Here is a 12,509-nt window from a genome sequence, read left to right on the forward strand (position 1 = left end):
GACGAGCGGTGACGCAGTAGAATGTGTGGAATTCATCGAAAAAACCTACCGCCGGCCTCTCTTCCTACGAACACCCGGCTATTCAAGAATCTTAAAGTTATTACTCTAAAGTTTTTTGAGCTTATATTCTAAAGTCGTAAAAGTCCCTATGTATATTGGCTGGAACTGCTGTCTGGTTTTTTCAATAAAACTGTATGTAGGGCGTAACTTACAGTCACTGTTTGATATTTCGATTTTTTGCGGTTTTGTCTTTCTGGTCATGAGGTAGTTTAACTACGAGCTCATAGGAAGTTGCCTGCTTACTTTCCAGAGCGATAAGTCGATCATGCCTCGGCGTTGAAAGAGCACGGCAAGCGGCCTTTACCGGTATGAGCTGTCTCTGAACTTTCAATGAACCGAACCCTTAAAAGAAAACAGGTACTGAATGATGTTCAAGAAATTCGCAATCGCTGCCCCACTGGCTGTTCTGGCTCTCCAATCCTCCATGGCTTTCGCTGCGGGCGAGGCTGCTCACTCGATCAATCTCATCGCTCACGTGCCAACCAATGGCTTCTACGTAGTGCCAACCGACCCTGATCTGGTCAACAAGGATCAGGACATGAGCTTCCAGCCAGCCACTGGCAAGATGGGAGAAGTCAATGGATTCTTCGACGTGCGCAACAATAACGGCTCGGTTCACGCCAGTCTGGAAAGTGCACCTAAATTGATCTCTGGTGCTCAGTCGATCGATTTGAAAGTCGAGTTCAATAACAAGGAACTGACGCTCACTCCACAACTGGTCGTGGGTGAATCCGAGTCCGACGCGAACTACCGCGCGCCGCTGAAAATCACCGCCAAGGGCACAACCTTCCAGCCGGGCGACTACACCGGTGTGGTCGCAATGACCTTCGACGCCGTTGCTCCGGTCGCCACGCGTTGATCGAACTTCAAGGCAACAAACGCTAACTGCTCAAGTGGCGTTAACCGGCGGACAAGCCAACCGGCCTGTCCGCCGGATTCCAACCCGTTCGTAACCAGAGTAAGAGTTCATGTTCCCGATGACACCCATCGCGGCTGCGCTTGCGCTGTTGTTTTGTGCCAGTGCTGCGGCGGCTCCCGTTTCTTCCGTCGGTACGACACCGCGAAGTCTGTTGGCTCAGGCCAAAGGCCTGCCGGCAGATTTCGAGGAGCATTTCTTTGATGTGCCTCTGGCTGTTCGGGTGGAGCTCGATCAGCAACCGCTGGGGGAGGCCATGGTGGTGTTGTCTCGCGATGATCGCATCACGTTGCTTGAATTCACCGACACCAGCGAAAACCGCTTCGGCGCCGCCGAGCGGGAAAAGTGGGCCAGTTATCTCAAGCCAGGCGTACTGTTGGGCGCGTGCACCGGTTCGTGTCCGGATCAGGTGCTGGCCGTGCATTACAACCTGGAGAACTCCCTCGTCTCGATCCTCACCGAAAATGCTGAGCGAGACGTCGAGGCCAAGCGTTATTACGAGCAGCCCGATGGCGGCAGCAGCGGTCTGATGGTACGCAACCAGCTCAATCTCAATGGAGGGCAGCAACAGGATCTGGGCGGACGCTTCGGTCTTGAAGCCAGCGCCAGCCTGGGCAACTGGAGCCAGACATTCAACACACAGCTGGCCCGCCTTGGCGGTCCGGATGACAAGCTTTATCACGCAGTCCATGAGCTTTACACCCAGCGCGAATTGCAAGGCAGCTTCTTTCGTCTGGGCTATTTCACCCCCAATTCCGAAGGACTGACCCGCCAGCCGCGCACGTTCGGCACCAGTCCCGACACGGCTGTCGGCGTCATGTATGGCAGCTCCGACAGCCTCGCCATCAACAGTCCGATGCCCAGCGTCTATCCGATCTATGTCACGGCCAACCGCCAGGGCTCGGTGGAAATCTATCGCGACGGTCTGTTGATCAATACCCAGTCGGTGCCCGCCGGCTTGCAGACCCTCGACACCCGACCGCTGCCGGGAGGCATCTATGAAGTCGAAGTGCGCCTGATCGAGGACGGTCAGATCACCTCGAGCACTCAAGAGTTGGTGTACAAGCCCAACAACTGGCGCAACCTCGACGAGCGCTGGCGCTACAACCTGTTTGCCGGGGAAGAAAGCAAACTGTGGAGCAACTGGAATCAGCAGTCCAGCGGCAGCGCCACGGCCGGGGCCTCGGTCAATTACCTGGCGCACCCACGGGTCATTCTGGGGCTGTCGGCGCGGCAGGTTCGCGAAAAACTGCAATACGGCAGTTCCGTCGACTGGACCCTGGCCAATCACATCAGCCTGTACGCCAACGTCTATCAGACGCAGGACCACGGCACCGGTCTGGACCTGCAAAGCCTCTATAACTATGGCGCCGGCAGCGTGGTGATCAGCCACAACCGCAGCTGGCTGGACACCACCAACCTTTACGAAACCCTGCCGGATGGCACCCGTGTGCGCCAACGCAATGTGTTCGTCGGTGAGACCAGCAACTCCTCACTGGCACTCAATCATCGACTCAGCAGCAAAAGCACGATCAATGCCCGGGTATCCCACAGCGAGGGCAACGTCGAAGGCGTCGGCGTCGATCTGGGCTGGAACCAGCGCACCAATCTGTTTGGCAGCGACGGCAACTGGCGGCTGTCGCTGTTCGATCGCCCGGGCAGTTTCAGCAGTGGCAACGATCGCAATCGCGGCGTCGACCTTAGCGTCAACCTGGCACTCGGCGCACCTGGACAGCAGATCAGCGGCAGCATCGGTTCGCGCACGGCACGGGACGGCGGTCGCGACAATAACGCCTCCATTGGCTGGCGCAAAGACCTGAAAGATCACGTACTGCAAAACGTCTCGGTGACGGCGCTCACCGATACCTACGGCGTCGGCGTTTCCAGCCTCGCCAACTTTCGTACCGACGCGATCAATGGTGATGGTTTCGTTCAGCGTTCGTCCTTCAACGGCAATTTTACCGGCGGCCTCAACCTGGACAGTACCCTGGTCCTCGGCGGCCAGCAGATGGTGTTGACCAGCCAGCATGAGATGCGCGGTGCCGGGCTGATTGTCGATGTCGAGTCGGACATCGACGACATTGCCCTGCGCGCCGACGATTACAGCGGCGGCAGCGCGGCGCTGAAGCCGGGACGCAACTTCATTCCCATCACCGCGTACCAGAACAGCTCGGTGAGTTTCGATTTCGAAGGCAACCATGTACCGGCGGCCACCATCGAACCGGCACGCACCCGTTATCACCTGAACAAGGGTGGGGTCGAGTACCGCAAGGTGCGGGTGATGAAAACCCTGACCGTGCTGGGCCGGCTGGTCGATTCGCAAGGGCAGCCGCTCAAGGGTCATCACGTGATCAACCACGCCAGTCGTGGCGTGACAGAGGTCGATGGTTTCTTCTCGATGGAAATGAACGCCGGTTCGCCAACGCTGGAAGTGCGTCAAGGCAACCAGTTGCTGTGCCAGTTCCGTCTCGAGGCCGACCGCCATCGCAGCGAAAACAACGTGCTGATGATCGGTGACCTGCGGTGTACGCCGGACACCCTGGCCGATATCACCTTTACCGAGCAGAAGGCGGGTTGAGTGATGAAAAGGTCAGTACGTTCGCTGGGGGGCCTGACGGTATTACTGATGTTGAGCCTGGCAGGTGAATCGGCGTCGGGCGCAACCATGGATATCCGTGCGGTGTTTCGCCCCGACCCGGCAAAACCGATGCACAACGAATTTATCAACGTGACCCCCGTCACTGGGCATTGCCAGAGTCAACCTGCGTTCTGCAAGGAGAGAGACCTGTTTTCTCTGCTGATACCAATCGGCTTCCAGTCTGTCAGTGCGATCGAGGCCGGGCATAACGACCCGCGTCGGGCGCCGATGTTTCGGGTCCCAGGCGACTGGCGAAGACTGAGCGTGCGGCATGCCGACACGCAGGAGGAGGCCGAGGTGGAAGTGCGGATCGTCTCGATCGGTGGCCGCTACATTCTTTCCGATACGGCGGAAAACCTGGTGGGCGAAGGTGAGCCCACGACATGGCCCGGCTGGCACACACGCCTGTTGGGCGACTGGACCTGGGCACCGCCATCGCCGTGCAGAAGTACCGGAGGCATGTATGCGTGGCCAGACGCCAGAACGTTCTTCTGGCTGACGTCCGGAACGAACGTGTGCGCCGCTCAGGCCAATTACCGCATCCCGGGTTTTACCTATGAACGGATGCAGATTGGCTACGAACTGCGTACACCCGACCCGCTGAAAATGTCTTCGGGCCAGTACTACGGTGATTTGACCTACACCGTCGGGCCCGGAATGGACTTTGACATGGGGGACATCATGCAGCCGGATGACTCGGTACTGACGCTCAGTTTCAACCTGGATGTAGAACACACCCTGAAAGTCGACCTGCCACCGGGTGGGAACAAGGTGGCGCTGGAACCCGAAGGCGGCTGGAACCGCTGGATCGAAAGCGGTCGCCAGCCGACGCGGGTTTACCGCGATCAGGCCTTTTTCATCTCAGCGTCTTCGCGCTTCAGCGTGATGATGCAGTGCGAATCGCCGGGCGGTACTCGATGCGATCTGCGCGGCGAGAACGGCAGCAGCACACAGGTGGAGACCCGGCTCAGCCTGCCCGCGGGCATCACCGGCCCCGGCAATGGCCCGATCAATCATGTCTCGCTGACGAATAACGTTTGGGTAGGCCCGTTTCAGCCTGGTCATTATCTGGATCGCAAGCCAGGTTCGCTGCGTTTCGAGATGCCTCGGGACGCGATCGATTTTCTGCTGCGTCCCGGCTTCAGCGGCACGCTCAAGGGCAATATCACCGTCATCTGGGATTCGGAAGTTTGAGCGTCCGGCCCCTCCATTTTTTTAATTTTTGGGATTGAAAACATGACACGTCTGTTTTTGCTGTCGATGCTCAGTGTGTTTTGCATGGCGGCCAACGCCGGGCCGCAAATCAATGTCGGCACTGTTTATGACTATCTGGATGGCGACAAAAGTACTTACCTGAAGCGGGTCTTCAACAGCGGTGACAGCACCGCGTTCGTCAAGGTCAACGTATTGGAGATCGTTTATGAGGCTGACGGCACGTCTCGGGAAATCCCGGTCGAAACCGCGGCTGACAAGGCGTCGCGCAATGGCCTGATGGCCAGCCCCGCGCGGCTGATCGTGCCGGCGCAGGGTATGCAGGGCACTCGCCTGCTGTACATGGGCGAACGTGACCGCGAGCGTTATTTTCGCGTGCGTTTCGTGCCGGTGGTGCCGGAGAAGGAGGACGAATTCGTGGTCAGCGGCGAAGAGCGCGAGGACTACAAAAAGACCCTGAGCGCCGGCGTCAACGTCATGACCGGATTCGGCACGATTTTCTTCGTGCGACCCAAAGACGTCCGTTTCGAGACAGCCATCACTGAAACCGACAGCCGTTACGAGCTGCGCAACAACGGCAACTCGGTGCTCGTCGTCGATGAGTTCAAAAGCTGTTCATTGAGCAAGGAGAGCGATTGTGGAGCCACCCTCAAACACCATGTTCTGGCGGGCAAGTCATTCGGCTTCGACAAGGAAAAGGGCCGTGAATACCGTTTCAAGTTGATCGAAGGCGAACGTAAACAGGACTTGAAGGTAGTGAGCCGTTAACGGCTGCTTCCATGGGGGGTAGGTAATGAATATGAGCAAGCAATGCGCCGTCGTCGTATTGATGGCAATCACTGGACTGATGAGCACCATGAGTTGGGCCGCTCGCGAGGAGCACACCTTCGAAGTATCGCTGACGGTTCCGAGTCGGGCTTTCTACATCATTCCGTCCGAACCGAACTGGATTCACCGGCCACAGCCACTGCTCTGGAGCTACCCCACATCAACCTTGGGCAGCCTGCGCAAGAACTTCGACGTGCGCCACGACACCAGCGCGATTGAAGCGCGCCTGGAAAGTACGCCCTACCTGTCGAACGGCAGGCCGGACGATGACATCGCGCTACGGGTCAGATTCAACGGCGTTGAACTGAGTACTGTCATGGGCCAGGTCGTGTCTCGGGAAGAAGCCGCGACGGGCAAGCGGGTGGCGCTGGAGATCGACCCGGTAAAACCGGTCGGGGGATACCGCGCGGGTGATTACGCCGGCAACGTCTTGCTGTTGTTCAACGCCAGGGCGCCGGGAGAATGAAATATCGAGCGACGAATCTATCGGGGATGACACTAATGGGCTTTTTGAAAAAACTGACCGGCAAACTGGCGTTGCTGATGACGCTGTGCGTGCCTTCGGCAGAGGCGGCGAATCAAGAGATCCGCGCATTGTTCACGCCCGATCCAGCGCAACCGAACAGGAATGTGTTTATCAACAAGACGCCCAACAGTGGTTATTGCGCGATCTATCCTTCCGAATGTGCGGCCAACCAAACGTTCAGCATTCAGGTGCCGATTCGTTTCAATTCCACTCGCGCCGTCGTGCCCGGCGGTGGTGGTGTGGGGGTGAAAGCGCCCGCCAATTGGCGGCAGCTGACTGTCACCAATCGCGACACCCAGGAAACGGAGACCGTTGAAATACGCATCATTGGCATGGGTTCAAGATATGTGCTGAGCGATACAGCCGCCAACCTGGTGGGGGTAACAGACATGCTCGAAGGCCATCAAAAGCTTTGGACCGACCGTAGTTGGGTTTACGCAGCACCGCCTTGTCTATACAGCGGTGTGGGAAGCTACAACGATTCGGCTTATCGTTTTTTCTGGAAGACGCCCGTGCAAGCGGCGTGTACCAAGTTGCCCGCCTTTACCATCCCGAGCATGTCGTTCGAGAATATGGATTTTGCCTATGAGCTGCGCACCCCCAATCCCTTGGGTATGTCATCCGGGCTTTACACCGGATCGATGGTTTATTCCGTCGGGCCAGCCGCGGATTTCGACGTGGGGCCGATGATGGTGCCGGACGACAGTTTGCTGAGCCTCGATTTTGTACTGGATGTTCAACACACGCTCAAGGTCGACCTGCCACCGGGTGGGAACAAGGTGACGCTGGAGCCGGAGGGCGGCTGGCGACCCTGGATCGAGAGTGGTCGCAAGCCGACCCGCATCTACCGTGACCAATTGTTTTACATCTCGGCGTCGTCGCGCTTCAGAGTCATGATGCAGTGCAGTCAGCCGAGCGGGAACAGTTGCCCTTTGTGGGGAAGGACGAAATTCGCCCTTGTGGACACAAGACTCAGTCTGCCCGACGGAATCGAGGGCAACAACGGGCCGGTCAAGGACCTCTGGCTGAAAAACGGCGTTTGGTATGGACCCTTTCAGCCAGGGTTTTATGTGGATCGAAAAGCGGGGAAATTGCATTTCGAGGTCTATAAGCCCTCCATCGATGTAGTAGTGGGTACCGGATTCAATGACACGTTCAGCGGCAACATCACCGTTATCTGGGACTCGGATGTGTGACGCTCCGGTAAAAATTGCAGCAAGACTCCTGAAGTCAAGGCGACGCCTGGACTCCAGGAGTTGGTTACTCGTTTACAACGCGTGTTTGTCCAGCAGCATCCGGGTCAGGCTTCGTCCCAGTTGCAGTTTTTCATCGGCCAGCGTGTTGAGGCTGTCCGAGTAGGCCTGCTCATTGATTTCGCCAGCCTCCCTGCGTTGCTCGAGAAGTCGTAACTTCTCATCGAACGCCCGATCATTCGAACGGAATCTCAGGTCATGGGTCTCGCGCAGGTACTGGTCCCAGAACGGCTGTGCGAGCATGACGTCAAGCAAGCCGTCCCCTTGCTCCAGCGCTAGAACGGTGACGTACGCCTGCTCGATGGCGTTGTCGCTCACGGCGGCGATCTGCCGGTAAAGCATGCCCTCCGATTGCCAGGGCAACTCAAGGCGCGATGCCAGACGGGTCTGAAACGCCAGGTAGATTTCCACTTCTTCGACCCTGCTCGGGCGTGACAGCGCATCGGCCCGGGCGATGTCATTGACCCGTTGCAAGCGCGCGGCACCCTTGCTCAAGCTCACCATCCGGGTTTCCAGTTCGGCGGCATTGGTCGAATAGGCATACGCCTGGGACGCAAGCGCCTGCACGCCCATGTTGTTGAAAACTTCGGAGCTGGCGTCGGCACAGGTGGTGGGTTGCTCGGCGGTCTGAAACAGTCTTTCGCGCAGTGGCGTATCCAGGTCCACCGCGTCGATCAGTTCCCAGACGCGACGGGACAGGGCTTTGCGGGTAGCGCCACCGGCTCTGAAATCGGCCGAATGGGTCAGGTTGTCGATGATTCTGAAGAAGCCTTCGCTGTTCGGCTCGTTCATCAGGTTGTCCCAGGCCTCTGCTCGGTAAGTCCCCAGTCCAGGCGAGTTCGCCCCCCAGAGCGATGAGTCATCATCGACCGGCCATTTGGCGCGCGCATTGGCGGCCAGAGGGGCGTAGGTGTTCTGGCGCGGCAAGCCTGATGAATCGCGGTATTGGAACAGGAGCTGGCGTTGGGTATCGTGCAATGAGTCGATGTCCAGCCGCGTGCGTGCTACCACCAATGCTTGCCTTGACCCGTTGACGACAGTGGGTACGGTCTTGATCGGGTTATCCCGCAGGTCAAGGAAGAATCCCTTGGGACGATGCCTGTTCAGCAATCCGTCTTTACTCAGCAATCCATCTGGCCAGGTATCGATCCCGGTGTTTGAAAGGTAGAGCACTTTCAGGCGTGGCATGCGCTCGACATTGGGGGGGCGGCGCAGCGGGTTGTGATCGAGCCGCAGGGTCTGCAGGCGTGTCAGGTGCTTCAATCGCTCGAGCGCCTCTGTATCCAGCGTAAAAAGATTGTGGCTCAGACGCAGGGTTTCGAGCAGGTGCATGCTGGCCACGTTTTCCGGCAAACGGGTCAGGTGACAGCGACGTGCACTGAGGTGGCGTAGTCGGGCAAAGTCTTTCAAAAGCCCCGTGGCGCCCGGCGAGAACTCCAGCCCATCCAGACTCAAAGTGCTGATCTGCTCAAGATACGGTCGGATGTCCGGCAGAATTTTCCACCAGGGCTCCAGGTTGAAACTCAGGAGTTCAGTGGATAAGTCCAGTGCATAACCCTTGTCGAAGTGCGTACTGCGTTCGCCAAACAAAAGGGGTTTGCGCTGGAAGCATTCCATCAGGCGATCAGCGATGAACGTGATTTCCCTGGGCGCAAGGAGCGTATTGTCGGGCTCGAATGGCGTGTTTTTTTTCTTCCAGGTATCAAGGATGTTTTCCAGTTCTGTGAGTTCTTGCTTCAGTTTGTTCAGCAACTGAACAGGATCGCTGCCCGAAGGCATGGAACGAATGAAGTTGTCGACTTCATGTTCACGCAGGTGCGGATACAGATTTTTCACCCGTTGCTCGAGGGTGACTGGCTGTCTGGAGAAAGCAGGGCCGCGTAAAAGCAGGCTCGTGTCCAACTCCGCCACCGGCCGGATGGAAGGCTCCAGCAAGAGCGTGCGGCGTTCGGCCGGTGCCATGGTCTTGACCATTATCCATTGCTTGAGGGCTTGTCCCTGGCCCAATCCATAACCTATTGACCGGCGTGCCTGCTCCGGCAAGGCACGCAGCAGCGCTTCATGAAAGTCGACAGCATCGGAAAGCGGACGATGTTGACCGTCGACAACTTCATAACGATCGTCTCCCACCCGTAAGAGCAGTCGTACTTGAGTGGCATCGTCAGGACCGACGCCGCAACGCAAAGAACCATCGGCGGTGCTGTCACGTATTTCCACGCGCAGATCGCCCAAGGCATCGCTGTTGAGTCGCAGCGCGTTGAGCGCCAGGCGCTCGGTATCGGCGGTCAGTCGTTCGTTCTGGTAGAAGCCTTCACTGGACCGTGTCGCGCGGGTTTCAAAGGCACACTCACGGGCGTGGCTCTTGAGATCCAGTGGGAGGCGCTGCTGTGTGTCGACGATGCGCAGATCGTCTTGCCGGGCATGGGCCACCAGGCGTTCGGCGATGATCGTCGGCAGTTCAGGGTATTGCCGCTGCAAGACTTGAACGCGTCGATCGGTACTGCGTGTGCGAGAGCGATAGATGTAATCCGCGATGTCGGTCTTGCGCCCTTCGACCTGCTCGGCCAGGCGATCACGCAGGCGCTGTACCTTCGCTTGCCTGGACAATCCCGGTCCGACCAACGCTTCCAGTTGTTGCTCATCGAGAAACCTGACGACCCGCTCCGGCAACCTGCCGGCCATCACGTCCGTCAGCCCGATCTCCAGCGTCCGTTCCGGCCGGGCACTGGCGTTGCCGTACAGGCGGGAGGCGCCGAGCAGGTCGGAGCGTTCATACACCCTCAAGGCATGGTCGGACGGCCAGCCCGGCAGTTCGGTGATCAGTTGCTCGAACCAGTGCGATGACGGGTCTATCGGGCTTCCCGAACGAATCTGCGTAGTCGTGGCGGCAACATCTTCCATCGCCCTGAAGCGGTTCACCGTGTCTTCCAGCAACAGTGGCGGCTCGGCGTTTTCGACGTGCATGCGCCGCAGTGCGTCTTCTTCGGTGCCGCTGATCAAGCGGATGTTTTCCAGTTGCCGTGAGTTTAAGCCATCGGTCATGTGCCCCAGCCGTTGCATCAGCTTCGGGTGCTCCCAGGTCAAGGGGTTTTCACCTTCATGGCGCCAGGCGCCGCGACCGTTATGGGCCAATTTCGGTGCATAGGCTTCGGGACGGGTGGGGTGTTCAAGTCGATACTGCGCGGTTTGCGGATCCTTTCGAGTCACATAGTGGCGGCCCTCCAAAGGAAGAATGTCCCGGCCTTGATGGCGATGCAGGCCCAGTCGGTCGGGGCTGGAATCTGTTGGCAGCGACAGGTCTGGATGGGCGTAGGGCTCGATGTCCGGGTGCCACAAGCGGGTTTCACCGGTGGGCAAGCTCACCGGTTGCAGGCCCTCGACCCATGTAGAAACCTTGAGCCGGAACGCGTCGGCGATGCTCGCCCCGGCGGCAAACGCGGCCAGTTGAACCACGTCCGTCACGACCCCCACAACGTGATCCGCCGCTTCTGCCCATAGTCCCTCGGCCAGGTCCAAGGCGCCTTCAATGACATCATTGGTCAGTTGATACGCCGTGTAGGTCAGCATGAGTTCGCCCAGCCCCGGAGCGAACGGCGTGGCGATCAACAGCGCGACATTAAAAATATCGGAGACTATTTTCTTGAAATTGTCCCACCAGGCCCACCGCGCCTTGCGATCGGAATCGGCGGTCGACACGGCGATGTCCCGAGCGTCATTGAGAATCTTGTTCAGTTTGTTTTGATAAAGATGTACCCAGAGGTCGCCTGTGATCGGCGCAATGTCGAAACTCAATCGCGGGTTATCGATCGGCACATCCCGCCAGCTCGGGCGTGGATCCAAGGCTTCCTTTCGATGCCATTTGACCTCGAACAGGCGTTGTTGCAGCCCTCCGAAGAAATGCCCGCGTTGCGAATGGTCGATGAACCGGCTGAAGAACTGGCGGTACGTTATCCCGGTGGAAGCGATAAGCGCGTCGTCGCGCAACTGCCGCGTCAATTCGTTCATGAACGCGACAGTCGAGGGGTATTGCTTGATCGGGTGCTGCGGATCCTGCGGCACATAGGCGATCACCGGCATCACCTCGTGCGATGGCCCCAGGTCCGCAGTGATCAGCACGATCCCGGTCAAGCGGTTGTCGAGAATGGACAGGTCGGCAAATTGCACCGGCTTGCCTTTCCAGGTGGTGTTGCGCTGGCCCTCCAGCATTTCAATGACCATGTCGCGGGCATCGGCGTCGATCTCGCCGGCCATCTTCGCCTGTTCCGCGGCGGCTCTGAAAGCGGCTTTCTCGCTTTCAACGATACGGCTTTGGAGCCAATATTTTGCGACGCCATCGCGGGGCAGTAACTGTTCTTCCAGGTATCGGGTGTAGCGGGCGCCGATGTCCAGCTCACGGCACAAGGCCTGAAACCTTGCGATGGAGAGCTTGTGTTTGATGGGCAAGACATCGAAATGATCACGATCATCGGGCTGACTGATGAAGTCCGAGTCCGGTTCGCAGGATTCACTTAGCGCGAAGTTGTGCAGTGCGGCGTCGATCAGCGAAACAGTACGGGTGACGACCCCCCTGGACGTATCGATAACATACCAGGGCTGCTCTTTGGGCAGGTAAAGATGCAGATACGTTTTTTTAACGTCGACATCGATATCCAGTTTTTTCAGTGCATCGGTGAGTAGGGGCTCGGCAAATTCATAAACGTTTTGCAACCGGTCGAGAAAACGATCCACCTTGTTGCGGGAAGACCAGAGTTCGAGGCCGGCTTTTTGTAAGCGGGATTGATCAAGTGCGGTGGCTGTCCTGATCCAGGGCGCGGGCGCTTTTTCGGCGCGGCCCAGTTCCCGGACATTTCGCAATGAAGTGCTTTGAAAGACTGGATGAATCCGGTTTTTGATCAGTTCGTAGTGCCGGCCTTTATGATCGGTAGTCGACGTACTTCCTTGTAAGTCAGGCATGTTGTTAATAAACCTTGAGTGTTGATGGGAGTCATCAGCCTAACGCCCAAGGCTCAAAGTAAAAGCCTGAATTATTGTTGCTTGAACAGTGTTCTTGCTCCCAACGCATTGGAATTATCCATG

The 12,509-nt window shown here is 57.9% G+C and carries 7 protein-coding genes; 6 read left to right on the forward strand and 1 reads right to left on the reverse strand.

The features are described 5' to 3' along the window. Positions 1–424 precede the first annotated feature (424 nt). The 6 genes from C8K63_RS10080 (at position 425) to C8K63_RS10105 (ending at position 7,376) form a co-directional block, all read left to right on the forward strand. The gene (locus C8K63_RS10080) at positions 425–919 is read left to right on the forward strand and encodes a CS1 type fimbrial major subunit (protein ID WP_223531167.1); all 495 of its coding nucleotides are present in this window, start codon (positions 425–427) and stop codon (positions 917–919) included. Between the two features lie 109 nt (positions 920–1,028). Then, positions 1,029–3,554, forward strand: coding sequence for a CS1-pili formation C-terminal domain-containing protein (locus C8K63_RS10085; protein WP_108216572.1), 2,526 nt, complete (start codon positions 1,029–1,031; stop codon positions 3,552–3,554). A gap of 3 nt (positions 3,555–3,557) precedes the next feature. Continuing rightward, on the forward strand, positions 3,558–4,808 hold the full coding sequence (locus C8K63_RS10090) for a hypothetical protein (RefSeq protein WP_108216573.1): 1,251 nt from the start codon (positions 3,558–3,560) through the stop codon (positions 4,806–4,808). A 42-nt stretch (positions 4,809–4,850) separates the two neighbouring features. Further along, entirely contained in the window at positions 4,851–5,594 is a 744-nt protein-coding gene (locus C8K63_RS10095) for a pilus assembly protein (RefSeq protein ID WP_108216574.1), read from the forward strand. Positions 5,595–5,625: 31 nt separating this feature from the next. Next, entirely contained in the window at positions 5,626–6,120 is a 495-nt protein-coding gene (locus tag C8K63_RS10100) for a CS1 type fimbrial major subunit (RefSeq protein ID WP_108216575.1), read from the forward strand. Between the two features lie 35 nt (positions 6,121–6,155). Beyond that, positions 6,156–7,376 (forward strand): hypothetical protein, encoded by a 1,221-nt coding sequence (locus tag C8K63_RS10105; protein WP_256594922.1) that lies wholly within the window; start codon positions 6,156–6,158, stop codon positions 7,374–7,376. A gap of 72 nt (positions 7,377–7,448) precedes the next feature. Here C8K63_RS10105 and C8K63_RS10110 read toward each other — a convergent pair whose 3' ends face one another. Next, complete coding sequence (locus tag C8K63_RS10110) at positions 7,449–12,386, reverse strand: NEL-type E3 ubiquitin ligase domain-containing protein (protein WP_108216576.1); 4,938 nt, start codon at positions 12,384–12,386, stop codon at positions 7,449–7,451. Positions 12,387–12,509: the final 123 nt, after the last annotated feature.

Source organism: Pseudomonas sp. GV085 (assembly GCF_003050925.1).
Taxonomy (GTDB): Bacteria; Pseudomonadota; Gammaproteobacteria; order Pseudomonadales; family Pseudomonadaceae; genus Aquipseudomonas.